We start from the raw sequence: 14,204 nt of genomic DNA, 5'->3' as shown, positions 1-14,204 counted from the left end.
CCCCCGTACTCACCCCCGCCGCTCCCGCAGACCTTCGTACCCCAAGGAGTCGATCCACCATGGCGAGCGATGCGCCGACCGGTCATGTATCCGATCTCGACTGGCTGATGAGCGGCCTCGTGCAGCGCGTACCGCACACCACCAGTGCGGTTCTCCTGTCCTGCGACGGGCTCGTGAAGTCGGTCCACGGCCTCGACGCGGACAGCGCCGACCACATGGCCGCGCTGGCCTCCGGCCTGTACTCCCTCGGCCGCAGCGCCGGGGTGCGCTTCGGCGACGGCGGCGAAGTCCGTCAGGTCGTCGTGGAGCTCGACGCGACCCTGCTGTTCGTCACTACCGCCGGCTCCGGCACCTGTCTCGCCGTGCTGGCCGGCCGCGAGGCCGACGCGGCGGTCCTCGGCTACGAGATGGCGATGCTGGTCAAGAGCGTCCGCCCGTACCTGGCCACCGCACCCCGGCAGCACGCCGTCGAACCCCCGGCGATGAGGCCTTGAGCGTGGCGACGGCCGGCGACGGGCCCTGGCTCGACGACGCGGCCGGACGGCTGGTGCGCCCCTTCACGGTCAGCAACGGCCGCACCCGGCCGAGCATCGCCCTCGACCTCCTGTCGCACGTGATGGCCACCGGGGCCACGCCCCTCGGCTACCTCGGCCCCGAGCACCAGCAGGCGCTCGACCTGTGCCGCGCGCCCGTGTCGGTCGCCGAGGTCGCCGCCCATCTCAAGCTGCCGGCGGTGGTCACCAAGGTGCTGCTGTCGGACCTCGTCGACTGCGGGGCGCTGACCACCAAGCCCCCCGAGTTCCACCACAACCCGACTGACCGGGCCCTTCTGGAGGCAGTGCTCGATGGACTACGACGACAGCTCTGACCCCTTCCCGACCGCACTGAAAATCCTGGTCGCGGGCGGTTTCGGGGTCGGCAAGACGACCTTCGTGGGCGCGGTCAGCGAGATCGCGCCGTTGAGCACGGAGGAGCTGCTCACCACGGTCAGCGCCGCGACCGACCGTCTCGACGGGATCGAGAACAAGGTCGAGACGACGGTGGCCATGGACTTCGGCCGCATCACCCTCGATCCGGAACACGTGCTCTACCTGTTCGGCACGCCGGGCCAGGAGCGGTTCTGGTTCATGTGGGACGAACTCTCCGAGGGCGCGCTCGGCGCGGTCATCCTCGCCGACACCCGGCGCCTGGAGGAGTGCTTCGCCGCGGTGGACTTCTTCGAGCAGCGCGGCCTGGGCTTCATCGTCGCCATCAACGAGTTCGACGGCTCCTACCGCTACGACCCCGAGGAGGTCCGTGCCGCCATCGACCTGCCGCCGGAGATCCCGGTGGTGCGGTGCGACGCCCGTATCTCCAGCTCGGGGGTCCAGACCTTGCTGACGCTCGTACGGCATCTGATCGCGCACGCCCCGGCCCCCGCGCCGAGCCACGGCGCCCACGTCTCCAGTGACCGCCCATGAGGTACGACCCCGCGCGTCCGGCCGGTCGTCTGCTGCTCACCCCGGAGGACAAGGAGGCCCCCGCCCGCACCCTGCGCCTCGGCCAACTCGGCCTGGGCGAACGCCCGGACCCCGATCTCGACGCCTATGCCGGCCGGCTCGCCGGGCTCACCGGGGCGCCGTACGCCATGGTCAACTTCATCGACCAGCACCGGCAGTTCTTCGCGGGCCTGCATCTGCCGGACGTGGCACCGCCGTTCGTGAGGCTCGACGGCACGACACCCGTCCTGGGCCGTGAACTCGCCCGCGATCACGGCTTCTGCCCCCATGTGGTGGTCCGGCGCAAGGCGCTGGTGCTGGAGGACGTCTGCGACTACCCCCGGTTCGCGGGCAATCCGATGGTTGACGAGTTCGGCATCCGCTCCTATCTCGGCGCCCCGCTCATCGACAGCACAGGGATGACGCTCGGCACGCTGTGCGTGGCCGACGTCGCGCCACGGCCATGGGGCAGACCCGGTCTGGAGACCATCAAGTCCTCGGCGGCGGAGCTCGTGGCCTGGCTGGAACGGCGTGAGGCCGACGGACTGCCGCTGCTGTGAGGCGCGCCGCGATCGCTAGCCGACCGGTCTAGTACTGCCGTATTCTCGCGGTATGGGACGTACCAGTGACGCCAAGCAGAAGATCCTCGGGGCCGCGCGGTCGCTGATCGAGGGACGCGGTTACTCGGCGCTGGGGGTGGCCGAGATCTGCAAGGCGGCCGGGGTGCCGAAGGGCAGTTTCTACTACTTCTTCGAGTCCAAGGAGTCCCTGGCGCTCGCCGTCGTGGACGAGCACTGGGCGGCCCAGCGACGCGACTGGGAGCGTGTGCTGGGCGGCGCGGGGAAGCCCCTGGAGCGGCTGCGGCGGCTGTTCGAGGAGACGGAGGCCGGCCAGCGCGCCGTCCAGGACGGATGCGGCACCGTGTCCGGCTGTCTGTTCGGGAACCTCACCCTGGAGCTGAGCAACCAGACCGAGGCGGTCCGCCTGCGCCTGCAGGAGATCTTCGAGGCGCAGGTCGACCTGGTCGAGTCGGTGATCGCCGAGGCGCGGCGGCGCGGCGACGTGAGCGCCACCGACACCCGCGAGGCCGCGCGGGCGCTGGTGGCCCAGCTGGAGGGCCAGGTGATGTTCGCCAAGCTGTACAACGACACGGCCCGCCTGACCCCCCTCTGGGACAACTGCCGCGCCCTGCTCGGCGCGACGGCCGCCTGAGCGCTCCGCCGGAGGTGCCGGATGCGCCGTCGGTCGTCCGCGGCGCCACCGAACTGCGGCGGACGGCGCCAGGTACCGCTAGTAACCCCGCCACACGTTGTCGAACGCGGCGTCCTCGATCGCCTTGCGCTGGCGTACGGCCTCCAGTTCCATCACCGCGTCGCCGACGGCGGCCAGGACCGTCGTGACCGTCTCGCCGGCGAGGGCCTCCGCGTCCTCGGCGGGTTCGTCCCGGATCCCGGCCGCGGCCGCCAGGGCGGCGAGGATCGGTTCGCCCGCCGCCCAGCGGTCCTCCGCCTCACGCCGGGCCGCCGAGTCGACCAGCTCGGTGCGGGAGGAGCGCAGCGGAATCCGCTGGCCGCGCGGCCGGGCGGTCAGCCCGATCCGTTCGAAGTCCTCGACGTACGCCGAGGACAGTCCGCGGCCCCGGCGCCACAGCCAGTCCTCGACCGACTCGTACGGCTCCTGCCGTACGAGCGTCCCGGCGGCCTCGTCCAGCAGCCGGTCACCGGTGGACGCCTGGGCGCTCGGCAGGATCCGGTCACCGTCCAGGACGAGCGCCTTGGCCTCGATGAGGTCGAACACCTCGGCTCCCGCGAGCGCGAGCGACAGGTCGCCCTGCTCGACGGGCCGGTCCGGTGCCGCCTTGAGGGCGACGATCGCGAGGTCCCGTGCGGTGGTCATGAGCGACTCCACGTCAGTTGGCCGAGTGCGCGGCGAGAGCGTCCGCGTCCTTGCACGATTCTCGCCGCCCCGAGGCTGCTGTGTGTCCTTCTACGACCATGTGGTGCGGGAAGCCGATCCGCAGCACGGCGGCGGCCACGGCCGCGGCGAGGACCACCAGGGCGGCCGGCAGCAGGGCGGGCCGGTAGCCGTGGTGCAGCAGCGGGGCGACGAGCAGCGGGCCGAGGATCTGGCCGACGGAGTATCCGGCGGTCAGCAGGGCCACCGAGCGCGGGAAGCGCAGGTGGGCCCCCGCGGCCAGGGCCAGGGTGCTCACGCCCAGGAAGGTGGCGCCGAACAGCACGGCCGACGCCAGTGCCACCGCCGTACCGCCGACCAGCGCGGGCAGCGCGATGCCGGCGGCCTGGACGACGAGCGCGGCCAGCAGCAGACCGGGCCGGGACCAGCGCCGCCCCAGCCGCGCCCACAGCGCCGAGGACGGTACGGCGGCCAGCCCCACCAGCACCCATGCGCCGCTGCCGACCCATCCGGGGGAGCCCTGTGCGATCGCCGCCACCAGGAAGGTCCCGGCGACGATGTAGCCGACGCCCTCCAGCGTGTAGCTGACGAACAGCGCGCCGAACCAGCGGTGCGTGCGCGGGCCGCCCGCGGCAGCGGCCGTCCGCGCGGCGGGCGCGTCCTCCGGCCGCAGGTTCCAGGAGGCGCCGGCGAGGACCGCCGTGAGGGCGGCGGCCGCCCACCAGGCGGCCCGCCAGTCGGCGACGGTCCGGAGCACCAGGACCAGCAGCCCCGACAGCGCGATACCGGCGCCCACTCCGCCGAAGGCCCAGCCGGGCAGGTGCGCGGGGTGATCGCGCAGGTGGTGGAGGAGGGAGCCGGCCGCGACGACGAAGACCAGGGCGCTCGCCGCCCCGGCTGACAGCCGCAGCGCCTCCCACGCCAGGGTGGTGTGCGTGAGGGGCATCGCGGCGAGCGTCGCGGTCAGCAGGAGCAGCGAGCCCCGCAGGACGGACTGCGAGCGGATCAGCGCCGGGGCCAGGATGCCCGCGAGGGCGCCGATGAGATAGCCGGCGTAGTTGGCGGTCGCCAGATGCGCACCGGCGGCGGCCGAGAGCCCGGCCTGGCCGTGCATCAGGGGCAGGATCGGGGTGTAGACGAAGCGTCCGACGCCCATCCCGGCCGCGAGCGCGGCGGCGGCCCGGACGACATGGCTCCAGGGGGACGCCGTGCTCACTCCGCGTCCCGGGCCGTGCCCGGGTCGTTGGGGTGGGACTCGAGCGGGGTGACGGTGAGAGTCATCCACGGGCGCAGCGGCAGGGTGCCGAGCACCTTCTCGTGCAACTCCTCCTCGTCCGCGGCCCGCCACACGCCGATGCTGCGCAACTCGCCCACGGGACGCCACAGTCGGGCCAGATGACCGGTGGCGGCCAGCTCCTTGGCGCGGACCGCCTCGGCGGCCCGCCGCCGGTCGACCTCGTCCTGACCGGTGCCCTCGGGGACGGTGGTGGTGATCTCGACCAGGAACTCTCGCATGACGTGCTCCGTTCGTCGGTGATGAGCCCAGCATGCGCCCGCCACCTGGGTCGACGCCACGACCGGCTTCCTCGCTGCTGTGAGGCGCGGCCTCCCAGCGCCGCGTAGCATGGCGCGGGTGGAACTGCGTCAGCTGCGGTACTTCGTCGCCGTCGCCGAGGAGCTGAACTTCGGCCGGGCCGCCGACCGCCTGCTCATCGCGGGCCCCTCGCTCTCCCAGCAGATCAAGGCGCTCGAACGGGGCCTGGGAGTACGGCTGTTCGACCGGGACCGGCGCTCGGTCTCCCTCACCCCGGCCGGCGCCGCCCTGCTCCCGCACACCCGCGCCCTACTGGAGCGGGCGGACGACCTCAAGCGCCGGGCGGGCCGGCTCTCCGGCTCGCAGTCGGTGCGGCTCGGGTACGTCAACTGGCTTCCGCCGGACCTGAGTTCACGTACCGCCGCGGTGGCCCGGGTGCACCTCGACGCCTGGGTCGCGCCGTCCCACACCCAGGCCTCCCGGGTCGCCGACGGCAGCCTGGACCTCGCCGTGTGCTGGGTGAGCGCCGGGGACCTCGAGCGGCTCGGGCTGCGCGCCCGGCTGATCGGCGCCGACCGGCTGTACGCCGTCGCCAAGGGCGGTGACAGCGTGAACGCGCCCGACGTTGCGGCGCGGAACACCGATGTCCTCATCGACGAGGACGTCACCTCGTGGGCGTCCTGGAACGTCTACGCGGAGGAGCTGGCGGCTGCCACCGGTGCCGGCGCCGTGCGCATCTCCGACGGGGCGATCACCGGACCCGCCTTCTTCGACCACGTCCGCCGCTGCCGCCGGCCGATCGTCAACTCGCCCAAGGGACAGACCACTCCGCTCCCGCCCGACCTGGTGCGGCGCGAGATCGTCGCGCCGAAGGTGTACTGGACGTGGTCCCTGGTCTGGCGCGAGCACGAGGACCGGGCCGGCGTCCTCGCCACCGTCGACGCCCTGTGCGAGGGCGTCGGTGACCTCGGTATCCACGCCCCGGACGCGTGGCTGCCCGCCGACGATCCGCACGCGCTTGCGGGCTGACCTGCGCTGAGAGGCCGGTCCTCCCATGCGGTAGACAGCCGGTCCTTCCGTCGCCGTACGGTCCGCCCTACCTTCCAAATAGTCGACCGGTCGGCTAGTAACCGGTCATCCACTACCGAGAAGGTCATCATGAGCACTCCGCAGCAGAAGGTCGCGATCGTCACCGGCGCCTCGCAGGGCATCGGCGCCGCCCTCGTCGAGGGCTACCGCAAGCTCGGGTACGCCGTCGTCGCCACCTCGCGCACCATCGCCCCCGCCGACGACGCCGACGTCCTCGCGGTGCGGGGAGACATCGCCGACCCGGCGACCGCCGAGCGGGTCGTCACCGCCGCGCTCGAGCGCTTCGGCCGGATCGACACCGTGGTCAACAACGCGGGCGTCTTCGTCGCCAAGCCCTTCGCCGACTACACGGCCGAGGACTACGCCACCGTGACGGGCATCAACACCGCCGGCTTCTTCCACCTCACCCAGCGGGCCCTGCCGCACCTGCTCGCCCAGGGCGGCGGCCATGTCGTCAGCGTCACCACCAGCCTCGTCGACGCGGCGGACTCCCGGGTCCCCTCCGTCCTCGCCTCGCTGACCAAGGGCGGTCTGCAGTCGGCGACCAAGTCACTCGCCATCGAGTACGCCACCCGCGGCGTCCGCGTCAACGCCGTCTCGCCCGGCACCATCAAGACCCCCATGCACGCGGAGGAGACCCATGACTTCCTCGCCGCCCTGCACCCGGTGGGCCGGATGGGCGAAGTGGGCGACATCGTCGACGCGGTGCTCTTCCTGGAGCAGGCGCCGTTCGTCACCGGCGAGATCCTGCACGTCGACGGCGGCATGAGCGCCGGACACTGACACACTGTCGCATGACTCGCCGAGGAGCCGACATGACCGACAACGATCCGACCGACATCGATCCGACCGACATCGATCCGACCGACAACGAGACGGTCCTGCGTGACGTCCTCGACCGCTGGAAGGCCGCGGTGGACGCCCATCAGTACGAGCGCGTCGCCGACCTTTTCACCGAGGACGCGATCTTCCAGGGGCTGCACCCCTACAGCGTCGGACGGCGGGGAGTCGCCGACTACTACGCCTCCCAGCCGCTCGGCATGACGGCGGAGTACCGCGTCCTGGAGACCAGACGCCTTGCCGGGAACCTCGTCCTGGGCTACCTGGACGTCGAGTTCTCCTTCCGCGACCGGCCCGCGGTGAAGGTCAAACTGGCGGTCCTGGCGACCCGGGTGGGCGAGGAGTGGTACCTCGCCCACTACCAGGTCTCCCGCCTCGACGAGGAGGCGTGAAGCCAGGCTGCGGCGCGGCTTAAGAAAACCTCGATGGACCGGCGGTGGTCCGGTGCGGCAGATTGCAGGTGATTCCACCCCCCTCCCCGGACGCGGGCCCGCTTCGGCGTGCCCGCGTCCGGGTTCCCGAGCACAGGAGCCATGGCGTGAAGGCGCTGGTCAAGCAGAAGGCGGAGCCCGGTCTGTGGCTCGCGGACGTCCCGGAGCCCGCCGTCGGACCCGGTGACGTCCTCATCAAGGTGCTCCGCACCGGCATCTGCGGCACCGACCTGCACATCCGGTCCTGGGACGGCTGGGCGCAGCAGGCGATCCGTACTCCCCTGATCGTGGGCCACGAGTTCGTCGGCGAGGTCGTGGAGACCGGACGCGACATCGCGGACATCAAGCCCGGTGACCGGGTCAGCGGCGAGGGCCACCTGGTCTGCGGCAAGTGCCGCAACTGCCTGGCCGGGCGGCGCCATCTGTGCCGGGCCACGGTCGGGCTCGGCGTCGGCCGCGACGGGGCCTTCGCGGAGTACGTCGCCCTGCCGGCCGCCAACGTGTGGGTCCACCGGGTGCCCGTGGACCTCGATGTCGCGGCGATCTTCGACCCGTTCGGCAACGCCGTGCACACCGCGCTGTCCTTCCCGCTGGTCGGCGAGGACGTGCTGATCACCGGCGCCGGGCCGATCGGCCTCATGGCCGCCGCCGTCGCCCGGCACGCGGGCGCCCGCAACGTCGTCGTCACCGACGTCAGCGAGGAGCGGCTGGAACTGGCCCGCAAGATCGGCGTGAGCCTGGCGCTGAACGTGTCGCGGGCCGCCATCGCCGACGGACAGCGGGAGCTCGGCCTGCGCGAGGGCTTCGACATCGGTCTGGAGATGTCCGGACGGCCCGAGGCGCTGCGGGACATGATCGCCAACATGACGCACGGTGGCCGTATCGCCATGCTCGGCCTGCCCGCCGAGGAGTTCCCCGTCGACTGGGCCCGGATCGTCACCTCGATGATCACCCTCAAGGGCATCTACGGCCGGGAGATGTTCGAGACCTGGTACGCGATGTCGGTGCTGTTGGAGGGCGGCCTCGACCTCGCCCCCGTGATCACCGGCCGGTACGGCCACCGCGACTTCGAGGAAGCCTTCGCCGACGCGGCGAGCGGCCGCGGCGGCAAGGTCATCCTGGACTGGACCGTCTGACCTCCCTCTGGCCTCCCTCTGACCTTCCTCCGACCGCCCCGACCTCCTCAGGGACTGAACCTCTTTAGGGACTGATGATGTTCGACTCCGTGCGCGACGACCTGCGCGCCACCCTCGACGAGATCCGCGCCGCCGGTCTGCACAAGCCCGAGCGGGTGATCGGCACCCCGCAGTCCGCGACCGTGAACGTGACCGCGGGCGGCCGGCCCGGCGAGGTCCTCAACTTCTGCGCCAACAACTACCTGGGCCTCGCCGACCACCCCGAGGTGATCGCCGCCGCCCACGAGGCCCTGGACCGCTGGGGCTACGGCATGGCCTCCGTCCGCTTCATCTGCGGCACGCAGGAGGTCCACAAGGAGCTGGAGGCGCGGCTGTCGGCGTTCCTCGGCCAGGAGGACACGATCCTGTACTCCTCCTGCTTCGACGCCAACGGCGGCGTCTTCGAAACCCTGCTGGACGCCGAGGACGCGGTGATCTCCGACGCCCTCAACCACGCCTCGATCATCGACGGCATCCGCCTGTCCAAGGCCCGCCGCTTCCGTTACGCCAGCCGCGACATGGCCGATCTGGAGCGGCAGTTGAAGGAGGCGGCCGGTGCGCGGCGCAAGCTGATCGTCACCGACGGCGTCTTCTCCATGGACGGCTACGTGGCACCCCTGCGCGAGATCTGCGACCTCGCCGACCGCTACGACGCCATGGTCATGGTCGACGACTCGCACGCCGTCGGCTTCGTCGGCCCCGGCGGTCGCGGCACCCCCGAGCTGCACGGGGTCATGGACCGCGTCGATATCGTCACCGGCACCCTCGGCAAGGCCCTCGGCGGCGCCTCCGGCGGCTACGTGGCCGCCCGCGCCGAGATCGTCGCCCTGCTGCGCCAGCGCTCCCGGCCGTACCTCTTCTCCAACACGCTGGCCCCGGTGATCGCCGCCGCGTCCCTGAAGGTGCTCGACCTGCTGGAGGCGGCGGACGACCTGCGCGTCCACCTCACCGAGAACACCGCGCTCTTCCGCCGCCGTATGACCGAGGAAGGCTTCGAGATCCTCCCGGGTGACCACCCGATCGCGCCCGTGATGATCGGTGACGCGGCGAAGGCGGCCCGGCTGGCGGAGCTGCTGCTGGAGCGGGGCGTGTACGTGATCGGCTTCTCCTACCCGGTGGTGCCGCAGGGCAAGGCCCGCATCCGCGTCCAGTTGTCCGCCGCGCACTCGACGGACGACGTGAACCGCGCCGTGGACGCCTTCGTGGCGGCCCGGGCCGAGCTGGAGGGCTGACCGGCTCGGCCGCCCGGGACATATTGCGATAATCGATCCCATGATCGAAGCGCGGCGGCTCCACATCCTCCGTGCGGTGGCCGACCACCGCACGGTGACGGCGGCTGCCGCCGCGCTGTATCTGACGCCCTCCGCGGTCTCCCAGCAGCTCACCGCCCTGGAGCAGGAGACCGGCCACCGCCTGGTCGAGCGCGGCGCCAAGGGCGTACGGCTCACCCCGGCCGGTGAGATCCTGCTCAGCCACACCAACGCCGTGCTCGCCCAGCTGGAGCGCGCGGAGGCCGAGCTCGCCGCGTACGGCTCGGGCGCCGCCGGTACGGTCACCGTCGCCTCCTTCGCGACCGGCATCGCCCAGGTCGTGGCGCCGGCCGTGGCACGCCTCGCCGTCACCGCGCCCGGCATCCGCCTGCGCGTCCAGGACGCCGAGGGAGACGCCAGCCTCCCGATGGTCCTGGACCGGCAGGTGGACGTCGCCGTCGCCGTGGAGTACCGCGGGGCCCCGCCGGCCGACGACCCCCGCCTCGCGCACGTCCCGCTGTACGCGGAGCCCTTCGATGCGGTGGTGCCGGTCAGCCACCGCCTGGCCGGGGCCGCCGAGATCCCGCTGGCCGACCTGGCCAAGGACCCCTGGATCGGCCCCTACCCCGGCAACCCCTGCCACGACGTGGTCGTCCTCGCCTGCGAGACGGCCGGCTTCCAGCCCCGGCTGGAGCACTCCTCGGACGACTTCCGCGCCGTCGTCGCCCTCGCCGCGGCCGACGCCGGGGTGGCGCTCGTGCCTAGGTCGGCGCTGCAGGGCATGGACCTGGCCGGAGTGGTAGTCCGCCCGTGGACGGGGTCGCGCCGACCCGGCGGGTCTTCGCGGCGGTGCGCCGGGGCGCCGAGGAGCATCCGCTGATCCGGCCGGTGCTGGACGCCCTGGGGGAGGCGGCGGGGCCGGACGCTCCGGGAGAGACGGCGTAGCTGTGAGCCTTCCGTAACACGCGTGTCTCATATTCGGGATAGCGTCCCGGATATGAGAAGCATCGACGAGGTCGCCCCGGACCCGGTGGACGCCCGGCTCGCCGCGCGGCTCGCCGAGCTGCGGGCCGAACGGGGCTGGTCGCTGGGGGATTTGGCGGAGCGCAGCGGGATCAGCAGGTCGACGCTGTCCCGGGCCGAGCGGGCGGAGATCAGCCCGACCGCCGCGCTCCTGAACCGCCTGTGTCATGTCTACGGCCGGACCATGTCCCGGCTGCTCAGCGAGGTCGAGGCGGAGCCCGCGCTGCTGGTGCCCGCCGCCGAGCAGCCGGTGTGGGAGGACCGCGCCTCCGGTTTCGTACGGCGCTCGGTGTCACCGCCGCACGCCGGGCTGCGCGGCGAGCTCGTCGAGGGGCGGCTCGCGGCGGGCGCCGACATCGCCTACGACCGGCCGCCGGTGGCCGGTCTCGAACAGCACATCTGGGTCCTGGAGGGGGCGCTGGAGGTCACGGCGCAGGACGTGGAGCACCGGCTCGGCACCGGGGACTGTCTGCGGCTGCGGGTGTGGGGTCCGACGCGGTTCAGGTGCGCCGGTTCCGAGGAGGTCCGGTACGCGCTGGCGGTGGTGCTGCCGTGAGGGCGGAGCGACTGGACGTGACCGAACTGCACGCGCGCGTGGAGGAGTTGGCCGACCTGCTGGTCGACACCGTCGACGGCGGAGCCTCGGTCGGCTTCCTCGCGCCGCTGGACCGCGCGCAGGCCCTCGCCTGGTGGAAGGAGCGCGTGGCCGACGTGGCGGCCGGGCGGCTCGCGGTGTGGGCGGCGCGGGACGGCGGGCGCACGCTCGGCACCGTCAGCCTGGCCTTCCCGGACAAGCCCAACAGCCGGCACCGCGCCGAACTGGTCAAGCTGATGGTGCACCGGGACGCCCGCGGACAGGGTCTCGGCCGTGCGCTCCTGACCACCGCCGAGTCCGCGGCGGCCGCGGCGGGGATCACCCTGCTGCACCTCGACACCGAGACCGACAGCCTCGCCGAGCGGCTCTACGACACGGCCGGGTGGACCCGCGTCGGCGCGATACCGGACTACGCGGCCGGCCCCGACGGTGTCCTGCGCCCGACGACGATCTACTACAAGCGGCTCGCCGCCCACGGAGGAACCGACGGCTGACCTCCTCACCAGGTGGTTGTCAGTGGCAGCCGCTACCGTGCGGGGCATGCAGGATGCCGAAGACGTACGCCGTATCGCCCTTGCCCTGCCGGACACGGCGGAGAAGGTCGCCTGGAGCATGCCCACGTTCCGGGTAGCGGGGAAGATGTTCGCCACGCTGCCCGAGGACGAGACGTCCATCGCCGTGCGCTGCCCCAAGGAGGAGCGCGACGAGCTGGTGCTGGCGGAGCCGGAGAAGTTCTGGATCGCCGATCACGAGGCGCAGTTCGCCTGGGTGCGGGTCCGCCTCGCCGCGCTGGAGGACGAGGGGGAGCTGCGGGACATCCTCGCCGACTCCTGGCGCCAGGCGGCCCCCACCCGACTGCTGGAGGCCTACCCCGGGCTGGGGCTGCCGGCCGGTGACTGAGACAAAAGCCGTGCGCGATCAACGGCCGGAGTGCGGTATGGTTTCCTAACGCGTCCGGCCAGGGGAAACCCCAGGTCAGACAGACACCGGGACGTGGCGCAGCTTGGTAGCGCACTTGACTGGGGGTCAAGGGGTCGCAGGTTCAAATCCTGTCGTCCCGACGGTGTTCACCAGCGGGTTTGCCGACTATGGCAGACCCGCTGGTTGCGTTTTCCCTAAAAGACTCCTCGGACCGGCTCAGCCGCCCCCCTATCCGCTAACATAGAATAATTAGATAGATAAATGGGCGACTGGGTGGCGAGGAGTGGCCGTGGACTTCGGGCTGACCGACGAGCAGGACCTGTTGCGCGCGACGGCACGGCAGTTCGTCGCCGACGTGTGCCCGGCCGAACGGGCCAAGCGGTGGGACGAGGAGGGGGCCGTACCGCCCGAGCTGTTCCGCGGGATGGCCGACATGGGGTGGTTCGCCCTCCCGTTCAGCGAGGAGGAGGGCGGCGACGGGGGCGGGCCGCTGGAGCTCGTGCTGATCGCCGAGGAACTGGGGCGGGCCAGCTTCGACGTGGCCATGTGCTACATCGGCGTGCTCATCCCCGGGATCACCGTCTTCCGATGGGGCAGCGAGGCGCAGCGCGAGTTCATCCGCGAGCAGGTCATGACCGGCCGCCACCGGCTCGCTGTCGGCCTCAGCGAGCCCGACAGCGGCTCCGACGCGGCCGCCCTGCGCACCACCGCCGAGGACCGGGGTGAGCACTTCCTGGTGCGCGGGCAGAAGGCGTGGTGCACGGGCGCCGGACTGCCCGACACCACCATCGCCACCTACGTGCGCACCGGCCCCCGCGAGCCGAAGCACGGCGGCATCAGCCTGCTGCTCGTCGACCCGGCGACCCAGGGCGTCGAGGTCCGCCGCACCCCCACGCTCGCCCGGCACATCCTCGGCACCAACGAGGTCTTCTTCAACGACGTCCGCGTCCCCAAGGAGAACCTCGTCGGCCCGCGCGACGACGGCTGGAAGGTGATGCTCTCCAACATCGAACTGGAGAAGGTGATCATCACCGGCGGCTATCTGGGGGCCGCCCAGTCCACCCTGGACGAGATGCTGGAGTACGCCCGCACCCGCCACGCCTTCGGCCGCCCCATCGGCACCTTCCAGTCCCTCGCCCACGCCATGGCCGACCTGCAGACCGAGATCGACTCCGCCCGGCTGCTCGCCTACCGGGCGGCCTGGCTGCTCGCCCAGGGCAAGCCGTGCACCCGCGAGGGCTCGATGGCGAAGCTGAAGGGTTCGGAGACCTATGTGGCGGCCGCCCGGCTCGGCATGCAGGTCTGCGCGGGGCACGGCTTCTCCACCGAGAGCGTGATGAGCTTCCGCTACCGCGAGTCGATCGTCGCCACCATCTCCGGGGGGACCAGCCAGATCCAGCGCAACGGGATCGCCCGCAGCATGGGGCTGCGGTCCTACTGACCACCCCCGGCCGCGTCCTGCCCGGCCAGCCACTGCTCGTGCCGGGCGAAATGGCCCCGGTCACGGGTCACCCAGATCCCGGAGGCCCGGGCCAGCACGGCCCGGGCCGGCAGCAGGACCATCTCGCCGCTGATGTACCAGCGTGAGCCCTCGCGCCGCTCCACCCAGGCCCTGACCTCCAGCGGCCGCTGCACCGGCACGGGCTTGACGAAGCTCACGGTCAGTTCCGCCGTCACGCTCAACACCCGGTGCAGCAGCGGGAGATGACCGAGGCAGTCGTCCAGCACGGCCGCCGTCCAGCCGCCGTGCGCCACATCGGGGCCGCCCTCCTGGTCACGCGGGCAGGCCAGTTCGAACCACGCCACACCGTCGTCGTCGAGACGTTCGTGCCGCACGCCCAGCCGGCAGGAACCGGAACCCCGGCACGCCCCGCACAGCGCGACCCCGCCGGGGCTACGGGGCGGCTCCTGGAAGTCCGCACCCGCCCAGGTCCCCGTCGTGTTCCCCATCCGT

At 72.2% G+C, this 14,204-nt stretch carries 18 protein-coding genes, 1 tRNA gene and 1 pseudogene; 16 read left to right on the top strand and 4 right to left on the bottom strand.

What is annotated here, in order from left to right; genetic code table 11:
* The first annotated feature begins 59 nt into the window (after nucleotides 1–59).
* The 5 genes from GRC12_RS06870 to GRC12_RS06850 are packed head-to-tail and all read left to right on the top strand — an operon-like array spanning nucleotide 60 to nucleotide 2,690.
* Nucleotides 60–494, top strand: coding sequence for a roadblock/LC7 domain-containing protein (locus tag GRC12_RS06870; RefSeq protein WP_208778177.1), 435 nt, complete (start codon nucleotides 60–62; stop codon nucleotides 492–494).
* Between the two features lie 2 nt (nucleotides 495–496).
* Nucleotides 497–868 carry a DUF742 domain-containing protein gene (locus tag GRC12_RS06865; protein WP_208778176.1) on the top strand — a complete coding sequence of 124 codons (372 nt, stop codon included), beginning with the start codon at nucleotides 497–499 and terminating at the stop codon, nucleotides 866–868.
* Nucleotides 846–1,460 (top strand): GTP-binding protein, encoded by a 615-nt coding sequence (locus GRC12_RS06860; RefSeq protein WP_133042107.1) that lies wholly within the window; start codon nucleotides 846–848, stop codon nucleotides 1,458–1,460. Before GRC12_RS06865 ends, GRC12_RS06860 begins: the two co-directional genes overlap by 23 nt.
* On the top strand, nucleotides 1,457–2,038 hold the full coding sequence (locus tag GRC12_RS06855; protein ID WP_208778175.1) for a GAF domain-containing protein: 582 nt from the start codon (nucleotides 1,457–1,459) through the stop codon (nucleotides 2,036–2,038). The genes GRC12_RS06860 and GRC12_RS06855 overlap by 4 nt, the downstream gene beginning before the upstream one ends.
* A 52-nt stretch (nucleotides 2,039–2,090) precedes the next feature.
* The gene (locus GRC12_RS06850; protein ID WP_208778174.1) at nucleotides 2,091–2,690 is read left to right on the top strand and encodes a TetR/AcrR family transcriptional regulator; all 600 of its coding nucleotides are present in this window, start codon (nucleotides 2,091–2,093) and stop codon (nucleotides 2,688–2,690) included.
* 78 nt (nucleotides 2,691–2,768) lie between these two features.
* Here GRC12_RS06850 and GRC12_RS06845 read toward each other — a convergent pair whose 3' ends face one another.
* From GRC12_RS06845 to GRC12_RS06835, 3 genes are read right to left on the bottom strand one after another with little or no spacing between them, the layout of a single operon-like run.
* Nucleotides 2,769–3,374: a GPP34 family phosphoprotein gene (locus tag GRC12_RS06845; protein WP_208778173.1), complete on the bottom strand. Its 606-nt coding sequence runs from the start codon at nucleotides 3,372–3,374 to the stop codon at nucleotides 2,769–2,771.
* Nucleotides 3,375–3,387: 13 nt separating this feature from the next.
* Nucleotides 3,388–4,548 carry a YbfB/YjiJ family MFS transporter gene (locus GRC12_RS06840; RefSeq protein WP_208778181.1) on the bottom strand — a complete coding sequence of 387 codons (1,161 nt, stop codon included), beginning with the start codon at nucleotides 4,546–4,548 and terminating at the stop codon, nucleotides 3,388–3,390.
* 56 nt (nucleotides 4,549–4,604) lie between these two features.
* Entirely contained in the window at nucleotides 4,605–4,907 is a 303-nt protein-coding gene (locus GRC12_RS06835; protein WP_208778172.1) for a muconolactone Delta-isomerase family protein, read from the bottom strand.
* Nucleotides 4,908–5,016: 109 nt separating this feature from the next.
* Between GRC12_RS06835 and GRC12_RS06830 the strand changes: the two genes are divergently transcribed.
* The 11 genes and pseudogenes from GRC12_RS06830 to GRC12_RS06780 all read left to right on the top strand — a co-directional run bounded on the left by GRC12_RS06830 (nucleotide 5,017) and on the right by GRC12_RS06780 (nucleotide 13,691).
* Nucleotides 5,017–5,955, top strand: a complete 939-nt coding sequence (locus tag GRC12_RS06830) for a LysR family transcriptional regulator (RefSeq protein WP_208778171.1) — start codon at nucleotides 5,017–5,019, stop codon at nucleotides 5,953–5,955.
* Between the two features lie 129 nt (nucleotides 5,956–6,084).
* Nucleotides 6,085–6,798 carry an SDR family NAD(P)-dependent oxidoreductase gene (locus GRC12_RS06825; protein WP_208778170.1) on the top strand — a complete coding sequence of 238 codons (714 nt, stop codon included), beginning with the start codon at nucleotides 6,085–6,087 and terminating at the stop codon, nucleotides 6,796–6,798.
* Between the two features lie 32 nt (nucleotides 6,799–6,830).
* Nucleotides 6,831–7,247, top strand: coding sequence for a YybH family protein (locus GRC12_RS06820; protein WP_208778169.1), 417 nt, complete (start codon nucleotides 6,831–6,833; stop codon nucleotides 7,245–7,247).
* Between the two features lie 146 nt (nucleotides 7,248–7,393).
* Nucleotides 7,394–8,422, top strand: a complete 1,029-nt coding sequence (gene tdh, locus GRC12_RS06815) for an L-threonine 3-dehydrogenase (protein ID WP_208778168.1) — start codon at nucleotides 7,394–7,396, stop codon at nucleotides 8,420–8,422.
* A 77-nt stretch (nucleotides 8,423–8,499) separates the two neighbouring features.
* Nucleotides 8,500–9,693, top strand: a complete 1,194-nt coding sequence (locus GRC12_RS06810; protein ID WP_208778180.1) for a glycine C-acetyltransferase — start codon at nucleotides 8,500–8,502, stop codon at nucleotides 9,691–9,693.
* A gap of 40 nt (nucleotides 9,694–9,733) precedes the next feature.
* Nucleotides 9,734–10,656: pseudogene (locus GRC12_RS06805) on the top strand (LysR family transcriptional regulator).
* Between the two features lie 52 nt (nucleotides 10,657–10,708).
* On the top strand, nucleotides 10,709–11,290 hold the full coding sequence (locus GRC12_RS06800) for a helix-turn-helix domain-containing protein (protein ID WP_208778167.1): 582 nt from the start codon (nucleotides 10,709–10,711) through the stop codon (nucleotides 11,288–11,290).
* Entirely contained in the window at nucleotides 11,287–11,823 is a 537-nt protein-coding gene (locus GRC12_RS06795) for a GNAT family N-acetyltransferase (protein ID WP_208778166.1), read from the top strand. The genes GRC12_RS06800 and GRC12_RS06795 overlap by 4 nt, the downstream gene beginning before the upstream one ends.
* 46 nt (nucleotides 11,824–11,869) lie before the next feature.
* On the top strand, nucleotides 11,870–12,229 hold the full coding sequence (locus GRC12_RS06790; protein ID WP_208778165.1) for an MmcQ/YjbR family DNA-binding protein: 360 nt from the start codon (nucleotides 11,870–11,872) through the stop codon (nucleotides 12,227–12,229).
* A gap of 87 nt (nucleotides 12,230–12,316) precedes the next feature.
* Nucleotides 12,317–12,390 (top strand) — tRNA-Pro (locus GRC12_RS06785).
* 149 nt (nucleotides 12,391–12,539) lie between these two features.
* The gene (locus GRC12_RS06780) at nucleotides 12,540–13,691 is read left to right on the top strand and encodes an acyl-CoA dehydrogenase family protein (RefSeq protein ID WP_208778164.1); all 1,152 of its coding nucleotides are present in this window, start codon (nucleotides 12,540–12,542) and stop codon (nucleotides 13,689–13,691) included.
* On the opposite strand, the gene GRC12_RS06775 is transcribed toward GRC12_RS06780, so the two are convergent.
* A complete protein-coding gene (locus tag GRC12_RS06775; protein ID WP_208778163.1) occupies nucleotides 13,685–14,200 on the bottom strand; it encodes a PaaI family thioesterase in 516 nt (171 codons plus the stop codon). The two genes, GRC12_RS06780 and GRC12_RS06775, sit on opposite strands and share 7 nt — an antisense overlap.
* Nucleotides 14,201–14,204: the final 4 nt, after the last annotated feature.

It is taken from the genome of Streptomyces griseorubiginosus, assembly GCF_017614965.1.
Taxonomy (GTDB): Bacteria; Actinomycetota; Actinomycetes; order Streptomycetales; family Streptomycetaceae; genus Streptomyces; species Streptomyces griseorubiginosus_B.
Note: the sequence above shows the minus strand (reverse complement) of the source record. Positions and strands in the feature narration are given on the sequence as shown.

Bases quoted from the DNA above. Each gene is read 5' to 3' on its own strand.
- GRC12_RS06870 (WP_208778177.1), top strand. From the start codon at position 60: ATGGCGAGCGATGCGCCGACCGGTCATGTATCCGATCTCGACTGGCTG.
- GRC12_RS06860 (WP_133042107.1), top strand. From the start codon at position 846: ATGGACTACGACGACAGCTCTGACCCCTTCCCGACCGCACTGAAAATC.
- GRC12_RS06855 (WP_208778175.1), top strand. From the start codon at position 1,457: ATGAGGTACGACCCCGCGCGTCCGGCCGGTCGTCTGCTGCTCACCCCG.
- GRC12_RS06850 (WP_208778174.1), top strand. From the start codon at position 2,091: ATGGGACGTACCAGTGACGCCAAGCAGAAGATCCTCGGGGCCGCGCGG.
- GRC12_RS06845 (WP_208778173.1), bottom strand. From the start codon at position 3,374: ATGACCACCGCACGGGACCTCGCGATCGTCGCCCTCAAGGCGGCACCG.
- GRC12_RS06840 (WP_208778181.1), bottom strand. From the start codon at position 4,548: ATGGGCGTCGGACGCTTCGTCTACACCCCGATCCTGCCCCTGATGCAC.
- GRC12_RS06835 (WP_208778172.1), bottom strand. From the start codon at position 4,907: ATGCGAGAGTTCCTGGTCGAGATCACCACCACCGTCCCCGAGGGCACC.
- GRC12_RS06830 (WP_208778171.1), top strand. From the start codon at position 5,017: ATGGCGCGGGTGGAACTGCGTCAGCTGCGGTACTTCGTCGCCGTCGCC.
- GRC12_RS06825 (WP_208778170.1), top strand. From the start codon at position 6,085: ATGAGCACTCCGCAGCAGAAGGTCGCGATCGTCACCGGCGCCTCGCAG.
- GRC12_RS06820 (WP_208778169.1), top strand. From the start codon at position 6,831: ATGACCGACAACGATCCGACCGACATCGATCCGACCGACATCGATCCG.
- GRC12_RS06810 (WP_208778180.1), top strand. From the start codon at position 8,500: ATGTTCGACTCCGTGCGCGACGACCTGCGCGCCACCCTCGACGAGATC.
- GRC12_RS06800 (WP_208778167.1), top strand. From the start codon at position 10,709: ATGAGAAGCATCGACGAGGTCGCCCCGGACCCGGTGGACGCCCGGCTC.
- GRC12_RS06790 (WP_208778165.1), top strand. From the start codon at position 11,870: ATGCAGGATGCCGAAGACGTACGCCGTATCGCCCTTGCCCTGCCGGAC.
- GRC12_RS06775 (WP_208778163.1), bottom strand. From the start codon at position 14,200: ATGGGGAACACGACGGGGACCTGGGCGGGTGCGGACTTCCAGGAGCCG.